Genomic DNA, 18,929 nt, shown 5'->3' on the forward strand with positions numbered 1-18,929 from the left:
CTTGGCGGCCGATTACGTATTCTTACGGTACGGAGATTTGTAAAAAGGTCGGATCATCAGGGCGATAGCAGGGTTAGTGTGGTGGGAATGGGCAGCATGAAGAAGAACGAGAACAGAAAGGTGCAGCGATGAAGGCGAAAACGCGCGCACTAGACTACTATCGGCGAATGTTAGCCGCGCAGAACCATGCGATGAAACAGCTCGATGAGCATGCCAAGATAATGCTGATTGCCAGGAGCCAGGAGGTTCCAGTCAATTCGGAGCCGGCGGCCCATTGGTACTTCGTAATTTCGGGAGCGGTTCGGCGATCCGCCATCCGTTCAGACGGGCGGCGGCAGATTCTCGACTTGATGTTGCCGGGAGATTTCTTCGTCGTCGTCGATGGAAACGAAGATCTAACGGTTGAGGCGATCGCCGAGGAAACAGCGCTGGCTAGTTACTCTAGTCAAAGGGTCGAGCAATTGGCGCAGCGCGATGTGGAGTTCGCCCGCGAGCTCCGCAGTGTCGCATTTCAGACCCTGTCGCGGATTCAGGACCAATTGCTGATCATCGGCGGCGTAAGGGCGGTCGAAAAGGTCGGTTCATTCCTGCTTGCGTTGGCGAGCCGTTCGTCGAATGATAAGGGGCAGGTCGTATTGCCCCTGACCCGTTACGACATCGCCGAGTATCTGTCAGTTTCGGTCGAAACCGTTTGTCGTTGCTTCACTAGCCTGCAGCAGCGCGGCGCGATCACGCTGTCGGGAAAACGCACCGTCAGGATTATCGATCGAAATGTCTTAAGGAGAAGAACGAACATGATTCCGTGCGGCTCGGCGGCTAGCAATTCCGACCCAACTTATCGACCTGAGCTATAGCGCTGACCACGAACTGCGTTAGGCCAGCCGCGCCCTGATGCCGAGACAAAGCGCTTCCGCAGTTTGATCGCATGCCGGGCCGCACCATTATACGGGCGCGCTGAGCCTCGATCGTGCGCACGCTAAGGCCCGCTGATAAGCGGTCATCTTATTGGAGCTGTCGTCGATCAGCGACTGAAGTGCTTTGCTTTCGCGTAAGGATATTGACGCGGCGCGTGGCATCGGCGGTCCTTCGGCACGAACAGTCGTCCCTCCGTTCACGAAGGCGGCCTCAATGGCTTCCAGCTATGCTTGCTCGCTATGTGGTGTCTCAGAAATTCGAGTACGCCCGCATGGCGCGAGCAGCAACCTGAATACTGCCTGGGCCGCCATGGCGATGGCCGCAAATGGTCTCGGATGCGATGCCGCGCCTCCAACACTTCAATGCCGCTTGTGGCCGGAAGGCCCAACATCCAGCGGGGCGTAGCCCTCCATTGTGCTTATCGCCAGCCCGGCGCCGATATCGCCGGAAATGCAGGACTTCAGGACGAGGCTGATAGTCTGTGAAGCGAGATGTTCGAGGCGGCGCTCCTGTCGACCTTGCTTCAGGATTCTGAGGCGATAAGAAGAATCAGCCGGTAAGAAGCTAGGGGTAGTGTCCGCTCAACAGGTTGGGAAAGTTTGCAAGCCGGGCTGCCATTGTCCCTGCCGGAACAATGCGATCTTGCCCTAGCAATAACAGACGAACACGCAAAGTTGCGGTCACAAACTTGGTTGCGGACCGTGCCGCCAAGGCGCCTGGGTAATTGCATATGGCTTCGAGAAGCCACGTGGGAGTAGGTGATGCAGCGCCTTCGCTGACGAGCGGTTGCCCAGTTAGGCGCAAAAGCTGATCAATTGCTCACGGCGTGTTTCGGCTTCTAGCACCGCAAGGCGAACACAGCGGTTGAGTCCTATGACATGCGGCGGCGGAGGAACACGTACCCGAGTAGAGAAGATCGCGCTCTTTATCGACGGGGAAAACCTTCATCTCAGTGCGAAAGCTCTCGGCTTTGACCTCGACTATCGAAAAGTGCTCGAGAAATTCCGCAGTCGGAGGGACTGTCTTGCGCGCCATCTACTACATAGCAAATAGCTCAGAATCAGGAGCAGCATTCCAGTATTCGGCCGCTTGTCGATTGGCTGGCTTATAACGGCTTCAGTATCGTATCGAAGTCAACCAAGGAGTATGTGGACGCTGGCAGGCGACGGAAAGTCAGAGGCAATGTGCACATGTCGATGCGATGGTGTTGGTGGAGCAACTAGACGAGATGGTGCTATTCTCAGGAAGCGGAAATTGTCAGCCTGTCGTTAAGGCAAGTGCAGCGACAAGGGGTGCGCGTCAATGTCGTTTTCGATGATTACGACGAGCCCGGCAATGGCCGCTGACGAATTGCGTAGACGAGCAGACTGCTTTGTCGATCTCGCTAATCTGCGTAGCGATTGTGCCCGGCATCTAACGGTAAGGGCTTCGATTGGAGGTCTGAACTCGAAAGAATTTGCTCTTCTGCTTTCCTCAAAACAGCCTATCGGCGCTATGCGCTGGGTCGGTCAATGGCGATAGCGTAGGCGTTGCGTTCCTTCGCCACAAGCGCAGAGGCCGATCGGCCGGCTTGATTGACGTCCCGCGTTGGCACAAGATTGCTGCTCTGAATCCGAAGCTTGCTACTTCGAATCCGAGGCGGGTGACGCTGAATCGGCTCCTGGCTTGGGGTCCTTTATCAGCACGGCAGGTTCGTCGTACCCCTTGCGGCTGCTGTAAAAGAGCAGGGCCATGAGTCCGAAGCCGAGGACAAGCGAGAAGGTCACGCCGAGTGCCATGGCAATGTAACCCGATGCGGGTACCTCGGCATCTCCGAGGCGCAAGCCCTCATTCGCAACGAAACCGGCGGCTGCCAGCAGCAACAACAATAGAATGATGACCAGCCACGAACCGAGGCCCTTGGGAATTGACATCAGTCGTTCCTTTTTTTTTGAACGCAGGATTGGCTCTGTTCAGTTTTCTGCGGCTTCAGCCGCCATGCTTCCTGCGATCCAGCGTCTCCATGGTGTGGATATCCTGAACTAGGCAACGCAGCCCGTGCAGCTGATCCAGCAGGTGCAAGATTATCGAAATGCCTTCGTCGTTTACGCCGAAATCGGCCTTGAGGTCCTGGATCAAGCGCACCCGCGCAAGTTCGGCATCAGAAAAGTCCAATCTTCTTTTGGCAGCGATGGGGATAAGCCATTCCGCTTCGATCCACACATTTAGTGTCGGGAGGTCGAGATGTGATCGGTCGATGAATTCCTGCATTTGCATGTCAAACCCCCATAGACTGCCGCGGGCTTTCCGTGGCCGGCTGCCATCGGGCGACGAATTTCTCGAGTTCCGGATCCCGCTTTTGCGGCAGCACCAGCTTCAGTGTAATGTATTGGTCGCCCTTGCCACCGTCAGGACGCGGAACGCCGCGCCCCTTGAGCCGGAGCAAGCGACCGGTGCTCGACCATTTCGGCACCGTCACCGTAACCGTCCCACTCGGCGTAGGGACGCTGATCTTTGCGCCCAGCACCGCTTCCTTCAGCGAGATCGGTAGATCCAGATAGATGTCGTCGCCTTTGCGGGTGAAGTAGGGGTGCGGCTGAACGCTGATCTCGATCAGGGCATCGCCGGGTTGACCTTCGCCGGCCGCCGGACGGCCTTTGCCTTTCAGACGCAGTGTCTGGCCGTCCCGCACACCCGGAGGAATGTTGACCTCGAGCCTGGATCCATCGGGAAGCACAAGCGATTGCTTGCCGCCGTTGACGGCATCGAGGAAGGCGAGGTCGATATGATAGCGGACATCTTGGCCCCGTCTGCGGCTGCCGCGGCCCGCGCGACCGAAAATCTCCGAGAGGATATCCTCGCTACCGGAAAAGTCGCCAAAATCGGCAAAACCGGAATTGCTGGTGTAGGTCGACCAGCCGTCCTGATCGGCGAAATCCCGATAGTACCGCCGCCTCGGTCGCTCAGCGCCCGAACTGTCGATCTCGCCGCGATCAAAGCGTGCGCGTTTCTCCGGATCGTTCAACAGATCGTAGGCGGCGGAGAGTTCCTTAAATTTTTCCTCGGCGGCCTTGTCGCCGGGATTGAGGTCAGGATGCGATTTCTTCGCGAGACGGCGATAGGCCTTCTGGATATCTGCTTGCGTGGCATCCTTTTTTACTCCCAGCGTCGTATAGGGGTCTGCAGCCAATATCCGCTCCCGTTCTTTTGTACGCGGTTGGGCCGCGCGCAGCCCGCCTCACTGTCGTGTTGCCTGCGGAGATGGCTGTCGGGCTTTGGCTACCGCGACGCGCGCCGGCCGCAGTAGACGATCGTGCAGCGTGTAGCCATTCTCGAGAACCTGAACCACATTGCGGGACGGCTGCCCGGCTGCATCGATCTCCAGCACCGCTTCGTGTTTCTCGGGGTCGAACGGTGCGTCCAGCGCCTTCATCTCCTCCACGCCGAACCGCTTCAGGACCTCCGTCAGGATGCGGTCAGTTGCTGTCACGCCTTCGATCAATGGATCCTGCTGGCCAGTGTCAGCCCGGTTACTGCCGGCACCGATCGCCCGCCGCAGATTGTCGACCACCTGCAGCAGTTCGCGGGCGAAGCTCGCGATAGCGTACCTCCGTGCCTCCTCTGTGCGCCGCTCGCCTTGCCGGCGGGTATTCTCGGTCTCGGCGAGCGCGCGCATCAAACGTTCCCTCAAAAGTTCATTCTCGACCTCGAGATCGCCGCTCCCGGTCTCGACGCTGTTCACCTGCGTTTCGCGGCTATTCGCCTGCGCCTTATTAGGATCCTCGTCCACGGGGTTTGTTGCCATGTCATTCGCCTGTTTTCATGTGCGAGTTCGCGCTTCACGATCCTCATCGATCGCGCGGGTCGACTTCCTCGAATTCGGCATCGACGACGTCTTCACCGGAAGAACCGCTTCCGCTCGACGACGCCTGCGCGTCGGCGCCTTGCGAGGCGGCGCGGTTCAGTGCCTCGCCGATCCTGGCGGCGGTCTGTTGCAAACGATCCGTCGCTTGGCGAATCGATTGCGGGTTTTCGGCAGTGAGGGCCTGCTTTGCATCGGAGATTGCCTGCTCGACCTCCTTCTTGAGATTGGCAGGGATCTTCGATTCCGATTCCTTCAGGGCCTTTTCAGTGCTGTAGATCGCCGCATCGGCTTGGTTGCGTGCTTCGACGAGTTCCTTGCGGCGCTTGTCCTCCTCGGCGTGGGCTTCGGCTTCCCTGACCATCTTCTGGATATCCGCCTCGCTAAGACCACCGGAGGCCTGGATCCGGATGCTTTGCTCCTTGCCGCTGGCCTTGTCCTTGGCGGAGACATTGACAATGCCATTGGCATCGATATCAAAGGTGACTTCGATCTGTGGCACGCCGCGGGGTGCCGGCGGAATCCCGACGAGGTCGAATTGCCCCAGCAGCTTATTGTCGGCTGCCATTTCCCGTTCGCCTTGAAAGACGCGAATGGTGACCGCCGTCTGGTTGTCTTCCGCAGTTGAGAATACCTGGCTCTTCCTGGTCGGAATGGTTGTATTGCGGTCGATCAGCTTGGTCATAACACCGCCCAGCGTCTCGATGCCCAGCGACAGGGGCGTCACGTCGAGCAGCAGCACGTCCTTGACGTCGCCCTGAAGCACGCCGGCCTGAATTGCGGCGCCGATCGCCACCACTTCGTCCGGGTTGACGCCCTTGTGCGGTTCACGCTGAAACAAGTTCTGCACGGTTTCCTGCACTTTCGGCATGCGGGTCTGGCCGCCAACCAGCACCACTTCGTTGATGTCGGACGCCTGCAGCCCGGCATCCTTCAACGCTGCCTTGCAGGGTCCGACGGTGCGCTCGATCAGATCGTCGACCAGCGCCTCCAGCTTCGCCCGGGAGAGCTTGATATTGAGATGTTTCGGCCCGTTCTGGTCGGCCGTGATGAAGGGCAAATTGACGTCGGTCTGGGTGGCGCTCGAGAGCTCGATCTTGGCCTTCTCGGCGGCATCTTTGAGCCGCTGTAGTGCAAGGCGATCCCTGCGCAAATCGATGCCGTTCTCCTTGCGAAATTCGTCTGCCAGATAGTCGATGATGCGCTTGTCGAAATCTTCGCCACCGAGGAAGGTATCGCCGTTGGTAGCCTTCACCTCAAACACGCCATCTCCGACCTCAAGGATTGAAACGTCGAATGTGCCGCCGCCGAGATCGTAGACGGCGATCTTTCCGCTGCCCTTCTTGTCCAGGCCATAGGCCAGCGCGGCCGCGGTCGGCTCGTTGATGATACGGAGTACCTCGAGGCCGGCAATCCGTCCGGCGTCCTTGGTTGCCTGACGCTGGGCATCGTTGAAATAGGCCGGCACGGTTATTACAGCCTGCGTTACCTTATCCCCTAGATGGGCTTCGGCAGTTTCCTTCATCTTGGTCAGAATGAAAGCGCTGATCTGGCTTGGGCTGTACCTCTTGCCCCTCACTTCGACCCATGCGTCACCGTTGTCGCCGGGCACGATGTGATAAGAAACCATACCCTTGTCTTTCGCGGTGATCGGGTCGTCATAGCGCCGCCCGATTAGCCGCTTGATGGCGTAGACGGTGTTCTCCGGATTGGTGATGCTTTGCCGCTTGGCGGGTTGCCCGACAAGGACCTCACCTTCATCGGTGAAAGCGACCATCGACGGCGTCGTGCGGCCGCCCTCGGCGTTTTCAATGACCCTGGCCTTGCTTCCTTCCATCACGGCGACGCAGGAATTGGTGGTCCCGAGATCGATGCCGATTGCTTTCGCCATGACTGGCTCCTTTCGATGTAGTCGCGCTGGCTCGGTTGCGGAGCGGTCGTCGACCGCCAGATGTGTTGGTGTGATTTTGCATCAGCAGGTTGAGCGGGACGCGCAAAGCGCCGGGAGGAGAACGATTTGCGCGCCCCGCAGCCGCGGGGCTAGGCGGCTTCCTTGACCTCGATCTTCTTCGGCTCCGGTTTGGCAGGCTTCGGAATCGTAATCTTCAGCACACCGTTCGACATGGTTGCCTGAACGCTCGAAGGGTCGATACCGGAAGGCAATTGCAGCACGCGATAGAACACGCCGTAGCTGCGCTCGCTGTGCTGGACGTTCTTGTCCTTCTGCTGTTCTTCGACCTTCTTCTCGCCACGAATGGTGAGAGCGTCGTCCTCGATCGATATCTCGACGTCCTTGCGCTCGAGTCCGGGCATCTCGGCTGTAACTTCGATCGCCTTGTCACTTTCGGAAATTTCGATGTTCGGCACGATGTTCGCTTTGCCGCTCGGGCCGATGCCTTGCGCGAACTCGCTAAAGAGCCGATCGATCTCCCGATGCAGACCGAATAGCCCGAAATCGGGTCGCATCAATGCGCCCGCATCTCCAAACGGGACCAGTGATTTTAACCTCATTGCATTCTCCTTCTTTGAGTGAAGTTCTGCTGGCTTGGGGAGGACTAGTAAGGCCGGACGACAATCCGGTCTTCGACCTTTGTGACGCCGGGCGCCGACCATGCAACACGTTCGGCTTCCTCGCGCTCGATCCAGGAGCGAACGGTGCCTTCCAGCACCACTTCGCTGCCCCTCACGTCCACGTTGATGCGCTCCGCATCAACCTCGGCGCTTCGTTTGAAGGCATCCTGGATCTTGCGCTGGATGTCGGTGGGCTGGACCTTGGGCTTCAGTGTAATGACGTTGGTGACGCCTTTCACGCCCTTGACCTTGCGGACCGCCGCGTCTGCGGTGGTCTTCTGGTATCGCCACTCCACCGTGCCTTCGAGCGTGATCCAGCCATCCTTGACGATGACCTTTATCTGGTCGTGGGAAATTGGCAGTTGTGACTTCAGCGCGGCAACTGCGTCTCGGGCGATGTCGGGATCCGGACGTTGGTCGATCGCTGGTAGCCGCACTTCGATGTCGTTTGCGACGGCAAGAACACCGGCGACCCGCTTCGCGGCTGTCTCGGCCTCAAGCCTGTCGGTGTAGCTGTGGGTGAACCCCGCTAGCGTGACGACACCATCCTTGACTGACACGGCAATATCGTCGGCATTCAGATCGGGATCCCATTTCAGTTCGTCCCGAACATCGCGCTCTATTTCGCTGTCGGACTTCATGTTGTTCTCCTGGTCTGCACGAGAACTCGGTAAACTGTCTCACATCATTTTTGACGATAGAGTTGGAATCTATGCTGGCCAATGGAGGCGGCCATGACGACCATCAACTTCCTCACAAGGTTTTGTGCGGTCGATGAAGCCGTTTCCCGAGAGTGCTTCGCAATGCTGGCTCCAACGAACGATGAACTATGGCCGCCCCAAGGGTTCGTTCCCTAACCACGGATCGGGCCGCAGCGAGTGAAACGGGAGATCGTCGGTCGTTTTGGCGATATCGATTTCGTGGATGTGAACGGCCTCTCCGCCGTGGCGAAGCAGAATTTCCTGTGCCAATGCTTCCTTCTCCGGGGACTGAACCCGTACCCAGATCAGCAACCCGTCCCATTCGGCGGCAGGTTCCAATCCGCGAACCCGGTCACGCTGCATCACCCGTCGCAGCGGACGTATCGCAACGGCGGCGGCGACGATCCCGCCGAGGACAGAAACGAGGATAACGCTCGGTGGCGTTATTTCGCGCGATATGAGATAGAGCGCGATGGCAAGGGCGACAACGCAGCCGACCACGCTGGCCGTGACGACTTCGAGGCCAAGCCGATCGTCTCCGCCTACGTAGGGCCTCCGCGCCGCTGCCGGTATGTCGGCAAGGTCGGCGGCCGGAATAGCCTGATAGTTTAGCCGCCGTTGCTGTTCATCGGGCGAGGCGCTGATGTCGATGTCGGCTCGGTCAAATCCCGAGGACAACAAATCCTGGGCGGCGGTGTCGAGCGCTCTCCGGGAATGGAAGACGCCCGTCACCTCTCGTGTGCGGAGCTGGTCAAGGACATCGGAAGGTCCGGACATCGGACGCGCGCTCCTGTCCGACTAGGACGATTTATAATGGTATTCCGTCAGCTTCTTTAGCTCCTCCTTTGATGCGCCGGGCAAGGTGATCTTTTGTCCGTTGTCGTCGATGGCGAGGCTCTCATAGGGCACGACTATCAGGCGGCCGCCGACGCCGAGGAACCCGCCGACCTGCAGCACAGCAAAGTTCACTTGCTTCTTGTCCGCGATGACATCATCGAGGGTCCCGATCTTTTCGTTCTTGTCGTTGATAACGTTGCTGCCGAGCAGCTTGCTCATGCGGTAGCCATTGGCCACAACCGAGAAGTCGACCTTGACGAGACTTACGCCGGCTTGCGGAAGTGCCGGAGTGGTAGTCAATGCCGTGATCGACGCGAGCGCAAACCAAATCATCCAGTCGGGAGCGGTCCTGTGCGCTGCCAAGGCGTGACTAGGTGAGTGCGGCGATGCAGTGCGGGTGTCAGAATCAAGAGAGGCTCCAAGTCTGTTGAATGCAATCATGGGTATCTCCTGGGCTTGATCATCACTGCAGAATTAAACCCTCAATCCCGGCAGCGGCGATGACGGTTATCAATGTGGCGGACCGCTAATCGCTCGGGCACGTCCAACGCCGACCTGTTGGCTTGTCAGGCATGGCTATCGGCTGTAGGGGGCTTTGAATTGCCGAGGTCAGGGAAGCGAAGTCAAACGGACCTTCATGACGGACACCATTGATGAAAAAGGGTCGGTGTGCCGTTTACGCCACTGCGTACACCGCCCATGAAGTCGTTCCGTACTTTGCACCTGAACTGTCTCGTTTCGAGAACATGGCGCATCATTGTCTCGGAAAGCCTGAGCTTCTCGGCAATTAGCATGATCGTCGGAACACTCAGAATTACTTGGTTTCGAAACACATGCATTTTACAGAAGATGCCCGCCGCATCGGAAAATTCGGCGCTTTTGGCCGCGACCTCGGCATAGGGATGCACTTCGGTTAGCGGAAAAGGGCGGAAGACAAATCGCATCTATCCTTAGAAATTCGATTCCAGTTGGTCGACGACGGCACAAGCCGAAGCGCAAAATGGTCACTGATGGTCGCCATACTCAAGGAGACTTATCCCAGCATGGGGCGGTCCGCGGGAATGCCATCCTCGCCGGGATTGACCGCAACCGGTCAGCAATAGCTCCACGCGATCGTTCGCTGGCGGCCCAGGACGAATAGTGAACGCTCGCAAACGCCGTCGCTATCACGATAGGCGCTGTATCTCTTTGTTACTGCGCCCTTAGGCTCGAAGTCACCGAGCAGGGGAAAATGCAAATGCCGGTCACAGCGAAGGCCGCCGCGTGGTACCGAGCTCCGTCGACGGAAATTACGAGTATTTCCGCGCTGTGTTTGTGCAAGTCCGAAAGCAACTCGTTATATCGCGTCACCTGATCGGCGCAGATTGGACTCCAGTCAGCTGGGTAGAACGCCAGAATGACAGGCCTGCCCCTGAGATCGGACAACGTGAGCATTTGGTCGTGGCTGACATGCAGCATAAAGCTCGGCGCGACGATACCCGCGGCTCAGGGTGAATGACATCGTCTTCCTGGTGCGTGACTTGCGGCCCGAATTGAATCGATGCCGTTTTAGAGGAATGAGCCACTTGCTTCGTTGATTGCCGTCAATTGTTTGGTGTCCAAATCTTCACATGGCTGCGGAGCTGCGTCGCCCTGATCCGGCCGGCGTTACGTAATTTTACGGTACGCAAATCCCTCGAATCTTTGGAACGCGGGCATCCTGGATTGTTTATGGAGCCAGATAGTGCCGGCGACCTTCGAAAAGGGTTGAAATCATGAAAAAAAGCGCGCACGCGGCAGACTACTATCGGCGGATTCTTCGGGCAGGCCCATTCGTTGACGCAACTAGATGCGTTCGCCAAGATTGTGCTTTGTAATCGTGGTCAGAAAATTCCACGAAGTGTGAGTTCCGCCGGTCAATGGTATTGCGTCATTGCCGGGGCGGTTCGCAGGTGCGCGCTCCGAGCCGACGGACGGCGGCAAATCCTTGATCTGATGCTGCCCCGAGACTTCTTCTTTGTGAGAGGCGACGGGGACGAGGTCACCATCGAAGCGATTGTGGACGAGACGGCGCTTGCCAGCTATCCCGGCGACGGAATCGAACAGCTGGCCGAGCGTGATCCGAAGTTTGCGCGCGAGCTCCGCGACGTAGCCTTCCGGGCGTTAGGCAGATCCCAAGCCCAGTTGATGATTGTTGGCGGCGTCACCGCACTCGAGAAGGTCGGTTCCTTTCTCCTTTCCCTCGACCGTCGTTCCTCGGACGAAGATGGACAGGTTGTGCTGCCCGTCTCGCGCTACGATATCGCTGACTACCTTGCGGTTTCGGTCGAGACGGTATGTCGCTCCTTCACCAATCTGCAGCAGCGGGGTGCCATTAGGCTGGCGGGCAAGCGTACGGTCAAAATCCTGAACCGCGCTGCGCTGGAAGATAATATTGGCGAACCAGGGAGCCGGGGCCTAACTCTATCTCTTAAGCCTGTTGAGCGTCGAAGTGATTTCTCAAAAGAAGGGCTTGCGCGAGCTCGCGCATGCCAAGCCGGTCCATCATACGCGCGGTGAACTTCGACCATCGCCGAGGCCGAGATTGTACACGAGCGCCTTGTTGGAGTGACCGTCCATCAAGCCGTCAGCCACCTGCCGCTCGCGCGCCGTGCTGCGTCCGCAACCTCGTCGTTGTAATCGGACTGCACACGTTCGCTGTATGGCTTCTCAAGGAAATCGATCGCCCGAAGCGGTCACTACGATTACCGGAGATCGCGTCTGAGGCGTTGCTGGGCCCCAGTTCGTCATGCCTTGCAACCGGATATCGAGCAAGAGGCAACCCGCAACCCGCCTCGATCGGTTTCGCAACTGTGAGGAACGCGGCCGGATGCTCGAAGGTGACGGAGTCGAACTTCGCCGAGCGCAAAAGTCGCTCCATGCAGGGGCGGACTAGCTCACGGTCGTCGAGATCGACAGCTCGTCCCGTGGGCATCGACACGTCGTAAGGAAACGATCGTCTCGCCTGTATCTGGTGCGACCGTCAATCGATGGCCGTAGGCCTCGTGATCGATCACAGTCACATTGTAACTATGCCTCGTAGGGCATGGTACCATCTTGGGGATAAGCAATCAAAAAACGAAGTTGACGTGTCTGGAATCAAAAGGGTCTGTTCGGCCGAACTTGGCTTGGGTCGCGCGACCGCGCTGAGGCGATCCACTATTCTTACATTAATGCCGTTGCCTGTTTCTATTAAGCGGCCGTTCGGGCAACCGTTCGGTTGATCTGTTGGTTCTGTCTGAGCCGCAGCTTGAAGGATAGGATGACAAGCGCGAAGCCAAATGCGATGGCATAGGCCCCCATCCACCATGTCAGAACGATCGCCCCGATGAGCGGCGTGGCGACCAGAAGCGCTCCATAGCCGACGGACAACAATCCGCCCAGAACGAGCCACCACCTGCCGTGGCTGACGCTCAGCCGGAAAGCAGCGGCCGTCATCAACGCGCCCGAGACGATTGACCAGGCGGCAACAAGCAACACGAAGGCCAGAACAGTCATGCCGGGCCACAGAAAGGCAAGGATGGCTACGGCTATATTGACAGCGCCTTCGAAGATCAGCCATCCCCACCGCTCCTCCTTGCGCTGGATCGCCCTTACGGCCGAGATGATGCCGGCAGCGCCATCGACAAGTGTGTAAGCCGAGAACAGGAGTACCAGGGAGAGCATCGTTGGGCCGGGAAAGATCAGCGCAACAACGCCGAAAAGGATTCCTAAAATGCCTCGCAGCAGGAACAGCCACCAATTCTGAGCCAAATTCTCGCTCGCCGAGGTGGACTCGGTGCCGAAACCGGAATTAACTGTGCTAATCGGCATGGCATTCTCCCAAGTGCAACCTGGTTTCCGACCAAATTGAAGTGTCGCTGCCTCCGCACCATAATTCTCCTATTCCATGCGCCCAAGGGATGCATTGACGCCCGTCAGTGTGGCTCGGGTAGTCTTTTCGAAAAGCTCGCGGCACTGGGTACCCGCTGTCGCACGATGATCCATCACCGGCAGAGCCCATAGATAGCTGACGTGGCTGGTGTGTCTTCCAGAAGATGCCGGTTATCGGGAACGCGCCGCCTGCCGTTCCGCGGGCGCTACTTGTGGTGTTTCCTCGAAACGGGGATCGAGCTTCTGCGGGCGATTTAGCGCAGCATCAATCGCGTCGTCGACCCGCTCAAGCCATATGAAGCGCAATCGGTTGCGCGCATTTTCAGGGACCTCCTCGATATCCCTTCGATTGCGGGCAGGGAGCATGATCGTGGTAATCCCGGCCTGCAGCGCGCCGAGCACTTTCTCCTTCACGCCACCGATCGGGAGGACCAGGCCGCGCAGTGAAATCTCGCCGGTCATCGCTGTATCGCTCCGGACCGTGCGGCGGGTCAGAAGTGAAGTCAGTGCCAGAAACATAGCCACGCCCGCGCTTGGGCCATCTTTGGGAATGGCGCCCGCCGGGACGTGAACGTGGACATCGGACTTCTGCAGCGCGATCGTATCGATGCCAAATTCAATGGCGCGCGACTTGACGAGGGAGAGTGCCGCCTGCGCGCTTTCCTTCATCACCGCACCCAGCTGACCGGTGAGGATCAGTTTGCCCCGGCCGGGAATGCTGGCCGCCTCGACAAAGAGAATATCGCCGCCGGCGGGAGTCCAGGCGAGGCCAGTAGCGACGCCGGGCACGCTAGTTCGCATCGCAACCTCCTGCTCGAAACGCCGCGGCCCAAGAATGGCAGGAAGGTCCGTCGGGGCGGCGATAAAGCGTGTGACGCTCGCCTCGGCTATCCGCATAGCCGCGTGCCGGCAAATGGCGCCGATATGGCGTTCCAAGTTGCGCACGCCGGCTTCGCGCGTGTAGTTGCGGATGACGGCTGTAATGACGTCGTCCGAGATCTCACATTGCTCGCTGGTTAGACCAGCGGATTTCAGTTGACGCGCGAGGAGATAGCGTTTGGCGATCGCCAGCTTTTCCTCCTCAGTGTAACCCGGCATCTCGATGATTTCCATGCGGTCGCGCACCGGGGCCGGGATATTGTCGATAACGTTGGCGGTGCCAATCAGCATGACCTTGGAGAGATCAAAGGGAATCGCAAGGTAGTTGTCGCGAAACGCCGCGTTCTGCTCGGGATCGAGCACTTCGAGCAGCGCCGCCGCCGGGTCGCCGTGAAATCCCGCACCCAGCTTGTCCATCTCGTCCAGCATCAGTACCGGGTTGCGCGTTCCTGCCTTCCGGATCGATTGGATGACGTTACCCGGCAACGCACCGAGATAAGTTCGGCGGTGTCCGCGTATTTCGCTTTCGTCATGGACGCCGCCGAGGCTCAATCTCACGAACTTGCGTCCCGTGGCGCGGGCGATGCTTTGGCCGAGCGAGGTCTTGCCGACGCCGGGAGGGCCGACAAAGCAGAGGATTGGGCTTTTGCCTTCCGGATTGAGCTTGCGCACAGCAAGGTGTTCAAGAATTCGCCGCTTCACCTTCTCAAGGCCATAGTGATCGTCATCGAGAATTCGCCGCGCTTTGACAATGTCGATCTGTTCCGGATCCAGCTTCGACCAAGGCAGCTCGGTCAGCCATTCGAGGTAGCTTCGCGTCAACCCATAGTCTGCCGCGGCCTCCGGCATGCGCTCGAGCCTTTTCAATTCCCGCCTGGCCTGCTCTTCGGCCTCCTTCGGCATCCCGGCCTTGTCGATCTTGTCACTGAGTTCCTTCAGTTCAATGGACTTGGCGTCGTCGTCGCCTAGTTCCTTCTGAATCTGGCGAAGCTGTTCGCGAAGAATGTGTTCGCGCTGCTGCGACGAAAGGGTCTGTTGCGTCTGTTCGCCAATCGCCTTTGAAAGCTGCAGGACCTGAATTCGCTTCGCCAGCAGGCCGAGCAGCTTGTTCGAGAAGCTGGGTTACGTCGAAGGTTTCTAGCAGATCCTGCTTCTCGCCTACAGGAATATCGATGATGCCGCCGAGAAAGTCGGCGAGCACGGACGGCGAATCCAGACCTTCAATCGCCGCTGAAATTTCCGGCGGCAAATTCGGTAGCAACTGGATCGCTTCCCGGGCGCGCATCTTGAGCAGATTCATGCGCGCCTCGACCTCGGGGGTCATCACCTCTGATATGCCGACTTCCTCGATGCGCGCTACGATGTAGGGAAAACCGGAAAGAAATTCCTTGACGCGGAATCTGTTTATGCCGCGGCAGATCGCATAGTGGGTCGCCTCGGAAGTGACATAGCGCAGAATTTCGGCCACCGTACCGACGTGCCGCAGATCCTCTGGCCCCGGCTCCTCAACGGTGGGGTCCTTCTGTAACAGCAGACCGATTTTGCGGCCGCTGCGGACGGCTTCCTGTGCGGCAGCGATGGACGACGGCCGGGCAATCGTCAAAGGCAGCACGACACCGGGGAACAGCAGTGTACTGCGAATCGGTAAGATGATGATTGCATCCTCGGGCACACCAGCCTGGTTTTGATCGGTCGTGGTGCCGGATTCGCGTTTGGATGCGTCAACCATCGATCGATCCTTCTATAGATTGCTTGAAGAAGGCCAGCACGAGACATCCGTTGCGGTATTCCGATTGACCGAACCGTAGGCCCTTAGTCGGAAACGCAATCCGGCGCTCGAATGTCCCGTAGGGGATTTCGAGACGGACCGCGGTGCCATCGCGCGGAATCGTGCCCTGACGGCGAAGGCCAACGACCGAAACGCCATCATCGTCGATCGCCACATTCAAGTCGTCCCGGTCGACGCCGGGAAGAGCGACCGTTATTCGAGCCTCGGAATCGGTCGCAACGATATCAATTGGAGGCTCCCAACGGGCTGCGGAAGCGATGGCGGTGATCGGCTGGAAGAATTGACGATGCAAGCGCTCGGCGCGCTCAATCATTTCGCAGGCAGTGGCCCACATAAGAGTTCCTGGATCGACTGCGGCCATGTCATCCTCGCGCGCGTGCCCGTCGAGCCTATGACGCAACTCCAGAGGTGACCTTGACGATCGTCAACCGGCAGCTATCCGGCATCGTCGTAGTGGGCGATGACCAGTGGTACCGGTGAATGATGCAGGAGTCGTGAAGTCGTGCTGCCTGACAAGAATACGTGCAAGCGCGAGTGGCCATAGCTGCCATCACGAGAGGGTCGGCATCCAGTCGCCGGCATTCTTCGATCACGATGTCGGCAATTTCGTCGTCCTCTCCGACCGCGCGATACTTTACCGCGTTGATGCGTGATGCCGCAGATGCTGCGCGGCATCGTTGCTCCTCGGCGCATCGGTCTGGGCCGGACGCTCGTATTCCACCACGAGAAGCCAAACTTTCCTCGCTGGCTGCAGACAGGAGAGGGATGCGGACAGAGAGCGCGCAGACGGCTTCCGTTCCAGGCAACCACGACGTGATCGAGAGGCGCCATGGTTTTCTCGTCCTTCGGAACAAGAGCAGATGACGTCCCGCACCGTAGAGGAGTTCTTCGATCAGACCCCGCGGTTCGTTTGGTTGGCCGTTCAGGCGAAGCGCCACGAAGGTATCGGCGGTTGGTTGCTGCAACCGCTCCAGCCGCTGTAGCGCCGTGGCTTCGGCGGCGTCGCCGGCCTTCCTTGCATCGTGCGGCAGTTTTGCCGGTCCGCTGGACCCTGCATCCTGGACCAAATCTGATATAGCCGCCGGCAAGACGTTGAATAGCAGCTCGGCGATATGACTTTCGAAAGTTGCGGCGATCCGGCTGACAGCGGCCAGCCGCGCGAAGTCTTCTGCTGTCCCATCCAACCGAGGCAAGATGTCCTTGATCATGATGACCTCACAAGACGTCGCCAGCACGCCGAAGAAGAAGGACCGCTCGGATTTCGCCGGCGGTCCAAGTCGGGGGAGGAGCCCCCGGGGAGGGGGCACCGGCAGGAGGATACTGCCGATCATGCAAGACTACGAATAGAACGGGGCTCCGCATTGACAACGCTCAATTTCCGTTCAACCTTCGTGACCCGTGGGCGGATACTTCGCTGCGTGCTCGTGGAGCGCCGGGCATCGTCTACTGATTGGTGCGCGACCGCGATCAGCGCGTGGACGAGGACGCCTGAGGTTGCGCGTTGTACAGGTAAACAGGCAGTTTCTCCAATGCCGCGCGATTTGCCCCGGAAGCACGATGAAGCCGCGTGAATCGTCCAGCTTCAAACTGCTGAAGGGAACGGCGACCAAGCGGGGTCCGGCGCCGATGAAGTCGCCCACGGAAAGCACGGCGAAGATACGTTCATCCTTGCTGAAGATGAAATCGTTGATCTTCCCGATCGTCTCGTTCTTGTCATTGACGATTATCTTCAACTTCAGCGTCTCGGCGGGATAACCGTTCGCGACCTCGTTGACGTCAAGCGTAACAAGCCCGACTGGTTGCGCCGCCGAGTATTGCCCCGGCAAACAACAGAGGACAACGGCAACCGCAGCAAGCCACGGCGAAGGAAGCCCTCCTTGGGGCGGCTTCCGTCGAGTGCCGTAGAGGCGTTTGCGCGTTACGAGCATGGCGGTACGGTGCCGGCGCCACAGCTCGAACGACGGACGATGTTCTCGGAGCTCGAGCCGCTGGTATTTGGCTCCCCTACAATCTCGGTCACGAGTTTCGTATCGGGATTGATGAACACGATCCGGTAGGGCAGCTTCACTAAGAGAGGGCTCGTGACCTCCGGCACCTGATCGGTGATGTTGTCGGGAAGCGCTTGCGCCTTCATCGAGTCCGGCTGCCTGCTTCCGACCTGCGGTTGCGTGCCGCCGGGCGCGGATTCCGGTGGCGAGGCCGCAAGTCCCTGGCCAGTTACTTGTTGCTGACTCGACGTCAGATCAGCTTGGGCGGTGTCGGCCTTCCGAGCAGCGGCGAAACCTGCGCTGCCAAGAAGTGCAAGGGTGACGGTGACTGCACAAAGGGGTTTCTTCATGGTGTTATCTCTTCGATCGGGACCCGGCGTCGTGCGTTGGCCATTGTACTCGCAAGGAACGGCAAGGCGGCAGGCCTGGAGACCATCGTCAAGATTTGCGGGAATTGAATGATGGAGCGCAAATCGCCAACGCTAGGCCGTGTGCGGTGGATCCAGATATGTCGGCGTCTTTTTCGCGCGTTGCGGCGTCATTTTTGCCGGCGATGGCTTGCCGGGAACACCACGAGGCCCAAGCAACTCCTGCTGGATGTCATCCTCGGTCTTGCGTGGCAGTCCATCATCAAGTTGGCGAGGTTCACCGAATATAAGCATCTTCCCACTCCGTATTTCCTGCTTAGTCGACGAGTATTCTAGGAGACTTCAATAGGCGTTGACGGTTGTCAAAACCGACGACTCATGTTTCAACCATCATCAGCCGGCTTTGGCAGAAGGCAAGGTAAACAGGAAGAGCGTTCCGCCTCCGGCTTTTGGCTTGTAGCGCAGCGTGCCGCGACCAGGGGGGAAGATAATCATCGAGAAGTTCTAATTCCTCTCGATGATCGACCGGACAGGCAGCTACGTAAAAGTACTGAATTTTCGACTGCGTCAACTCTTAGTAGTTACCGGTCACTGAAGCCAAAGCGAATTGAGGCGTTGCATGCAGGACATTCAGAAGCGGATCGATGAGATAGAGGTCCAGGCGGCCGAATCGGCCTTGATTGCTGATCTGGCTACGGATTAGGAGGCGCGAATCTACAACGGCAGGCTGGCGCGGCAGCTTCGTGAGTTTGCGGCGGACCTGCGTAAGCAAGCGCAAATCACAGGGAACGCACCGTCTTTCGCGGGCACCGTCGGGCCCTCGCCTGACGGTCGTGCTCGGTAAAGGTCCCGTCCGCCATGCGCCATCGATCAAAGCCACACCGTTTTGAAGACCAGCTAGCGGTAGCAAAGGAGCGGCTGCAACAAGAGGTCGCGAAGCTGCCTGCTGGTTCCGGAAGGGATGTATTGGTCAGGAAACTCAGCCAGGTTGATACAGCTGAACGCATGAATGCGTGGCTATCATCGCGCGGCTTGTCGACGCCGACGCTAGTTCCGTGGGCGAGCGTAACGCGGAAAAATGCGCCGAAGCGATAGACTGCAGGATTGGTCTTCGGAGGCGATGCTAAGTGCCCTCGCAGGTATAGTTGC

General features: G+C 58.6%; 20 protein-coding genes and 1 pseudogene. 3 read left to right on the top strand and 18 right to left on the bottom strand.

Annotated elements, in window-relative coordinates; all coding sequences use genetic code 11:
• The first annotated feature begins 128 nt into the window (after nucleotides 1-128).
• Both ACSKB9_RS35520 and ACSKB9_RS35525 read left to right on the top strand, forming a co-directional pair.
• Nucleotides 129-854, top strand: a complete 726-nt coding sequence (locus tag ACSKB9_RS35520; RefSeq protein ID WP_411779893.1) for a helix-turn-helix domain-containing protein — start codon at nucleotides 129-131, stop codon at nucleotides 852-854.
• Nucleotides 855-1,788: 934 nt separating this feature from the next.
• Nucleotides 1,789-1,968: an NYN domain-containing protein gene (locus ACSKB9_RS35525; RefSeq protein ID WP_438079007.1), complete on the top strand. Its 180-nt coding sequence runs from the start codon at nucleotides 1,789-1,791 to the stop codon at nucleotides 1,966-1,968.
• A 569-nt stretch (nucleotides 1,969-2,537) separates the two neighbouring features.
• Here ACSKB9_RS35525 and ACSKB9_RS35530 read toward each other — a convergent pair.
• The 11 genes from ACSKB9_RS35530 to ACSKB9_RS35580 all read right to left on the bottom strand — a co-directional run bounded on the left by ACSKB9_RS35530 (nucleotide 2,538) and on the right by ACSKB9_RS35580 (nucleotide 10,323).
• Nucleotides 2,538-2,828, bottom strand: a complete 291-nt coding sequence (locus ACSKB9_RS35530; RefSeq protein WP_283089953.1) for a hypothetical protein — start codon at nucleotides 2,826-2,828, stop codon at nucleotides 2,538-2,540.
• 55 nt (nucleotides 2,829-2,883) lie between these two features.
• The gene (locus ACSKB9_RS35535) at nucleotides 2,884-3,165 is read right to left on the bottom strand and encodes a chaperone modulator CbpM (protein WP_411779891.1); all 282 of its coding nucleotides are present in this window, start codon (nucleotides 3,163-3,165) and stop codon (nucleotides 2,884-2,886) included.
• A 7-nt stretch (nucleotides 3,166-3,172) separates the two neighbouring features.
• A complete protein-coding gene (locus tag ACSKB9_RS35540; protein WP_438079009.1) occupies nucleotides 3,173-4,084 on the bottom strand; it encodes a DnaJ C-terminal domain-containing protein in 912 nt (303 codons plus the stop codon).
• Nucleotides 4,085-4,132: 48 nt separating this feature from the next.
• A complete protein-coding gene (locus tag ACSKB9_RS35545; protein WP_283089956.1) occupies nucleotides 4,133-4,699 on the bottom strand; it encodes a nucleotide exchange factor GrpE in 567 nt (188 codons plus the stop codon).
• 43 nt (nucleotides 4,700-4,742) lie between these two features.
• Nucleotides 4,743-6,647, bottom strand: a complete 1,905-nt coding sequence (gene dnaK / locus ACSKB9_RS35550) for a molecular chaperone DnaK (protein ID WP_438079011.1) — start codon at nucleotides 6,645-6,647, stop codon at nucleotides 4,743-4,745.
• A 149-nt stretch (nucleotides 6,648-6,796) separates the two neighbouring features.
• Nucleotides 6,797-7,369 carry an Hsp20/alpha crystallin family protein gene (locus ACSKB9_RS35555; protein WP_438079013.1) on the bottom strand — a complete coding sequence of 191 codons (573 nt, stop codon included), beginning with the start codon at nucleotides 7,367-7,369 and terminating at the stop codon, nucleotides 6,797-6,799.
• Nucleotides 7,312-7,968, bottom strand: a complete 657-nt coding sequence (locus ACSKB9_RS35560; RefSeq protein ID WP_438079015.1) for a BON domain-containing protein — start codon at nucleotides 7,966-7,968, stop codon at nucleotides 7,312-7,314. The genes ACSKB9_RS35555 and ACSKB9_RS35560 overlap by 58 nt, the downstream gene beginning before the upstream one ends.
• Nucleotides 7,969-8,154: 186 nt before the next feature.
• A complete protein-coding gene (locus ACSKB9_RS35565) occupies nucleotides 8,155-8,805 on the bottom strand; it encodes a hypothetical protein (protein WP_411779888.1) in 651 nt (216 codons plus the stop codon).
• A gap of 21 nt (nucleotides 8,806-8,826) precedes the next feature.
• The gene (locus ACSKB9_RS35570; protein ID WP_411779887.1) at nucleotides 8,827-9,306 is read right to left on the bottom strand and encodes a PRC-barrel domain-containing protein; all 480 of its coding nucleotides are present in this window, start codon (nucleotides 9,304-9,306) and stop codon (nucleotides 8,827-8,829) included.
• Nucleotides 9,307-9,500: 194 nt separating this feature from the next.
• Nucleotides 9,501-9,809 carry a DsbA family protein gene (locus ACSKB9_RS35575; RefSeq protein ID WP_438079018.1) on the bottom strand — a complete coding sequence of 103 codons (309 nt, stop codon included), beginning with the start codon at nucleotides 9,807-9,809 and terminating at the stop codon, nucleotides 9,501-9,503.
• Between the two features lie 247 nt (nucleotides 9,810-10,056).
• Entirely contained in the window at nucleotides 10,057-10,323 is a 267-nt protein-coding gene (locus ACSKB9_RS35580; protein ID WP_438079020.1) for a redoxin domain-containing protein, read from the bottom strand.
• A gap of 357 nt (nucleotides 10,324-10,680) precedes the next feature.
• Between ACSKB9_RS35580 and ACSKB9_RS35585 the strand changes: the two genes are divergently transcribed.
• Nucleotides 10,681-11,403, top strand: coding sequence for a helix-turn-helix domain-containing protein (locus tag ACSKB9_RS35585; RefSeq protein ID WP_438079022.1), 723 nt, complete (start codon nucleotides 10,681-10,683; stop codon nucleotides 11,401-11,403).
• Nucleotides 11,404-12,075: 672 nt separating this feature from the next.
• Here ACSKB9_RS35585 and ACSKB9_RS35590 read toward each other — a convergent pair.
• The 7 genes and pseudogenes from ACSKB9_RS35590 to ACSKB9_RS35620 all read right to left on the bottom strand — a co-directional run bounded on the left by ACSKB9_RS35590 (nucleotide 12,076) and on the right by ACSKB9_RS35620 (nucleotide 18,074).
• Nucleotides 12,076-12,696 (bottom strand): HdeD family acid-resistance protein, encoded by a 621-nt coding sequence (locus tag ACSKB9_RS35590; RefSeq protein ID WP_438079024.1) that lies wholly within the window; start codon nucleotides 12,694-12,696, stop codon nucleotides 12,076-12,078.
• Nucleotides 12,697-12,927: 231 nt separating this feature from the next.
• A pseudogene (gene lon / locus ACSKB9_RS35595) lies at nucleotides 12,928-15,364 on the bottom strand (endopeptidase La).
• The gene (locus ACSKB9_RS35600; protein WP_438079026.1) at nucleotides 15,357-15,785 is read right to left on the bottom strand and encodes an Hsp20/alpha crystallin family protein; all 429 of its coding nucleotides are present in this window, start codon (nucleotides 15,783-15,785) and stop codon (nucleotides 15,357-15,359) included. The pseudogene lon and the gene ACSKB9_RS35600 overlap by 8 nt, the downstream one beginning before the upstream one ends.
• A 28-nt stretch (nucleotides 15,786-15,813) precedes the next feature.
• Complete coding sequence (locus tag ACSKB9_RS35605) at nucleotides 15,814-16,632, bottom strand: hypothetical protein (protein WP_438079028.1); 819 nt, start codon at nucleotides 16,630-16,632, stop codon at nucleotides 15,814-15,816.
• A gap of 174 nt (nucleotides 16,633-16,806) precedes the next feature.
• Nucleotides 16,807-17,352 (bottom strand): PRC-barrel domain-containing protein, encoded by a 546-nt coding sequence (locus ACSKB9_RS35610; RefSeq protein WP_438079030.1) that lies wholly within the window; start codon nucleotides 17,350-17,352, stop codon nucleotides 16,807-16,809.
• Complete coding sequence (locus ACSKB9_RS35615; protein WP_438079032.1) at nucleotides 17,343-17,762, bottom strand: hypothetical protein; 420 nt, start codon at nucleotides 17,760-17,762, stop codon at nucleotides 17,343-17,345. The genes ACSKB9_RS35610 and ACSKB9_RS35615 overlap by 10 nt, the downstream gene beginning before the upstream one ends.
• Nucleotides 17,763-17,894: 132 nt before the next feature.
• Nucleotides 17,895-18,074, bottom strand: a complete 180-nt coding sequence (locus ACSKB9_RS35620; RefSeq protein WP_057836313.1) for a hypothetical protein — start codon at nucleotides 18,072-18,074, stop codon at nucleotides 17,895-17,897.
• Nucleotides 18,075-18,929: the final 855 nt, after the last annotated feature.

Origin of the sequence: Bradyrhizobium sp. BR 1433, assembly GCF_051547665.1 — a bacterium.
GTDB classification, from domain to species: Bacteria; Pseudomonadota; Alphaproteobacteria; order Rhizobiales; family Xanthobacteraceae; genus Bradyrhizobium; species Bradyrhizobium australafricanum.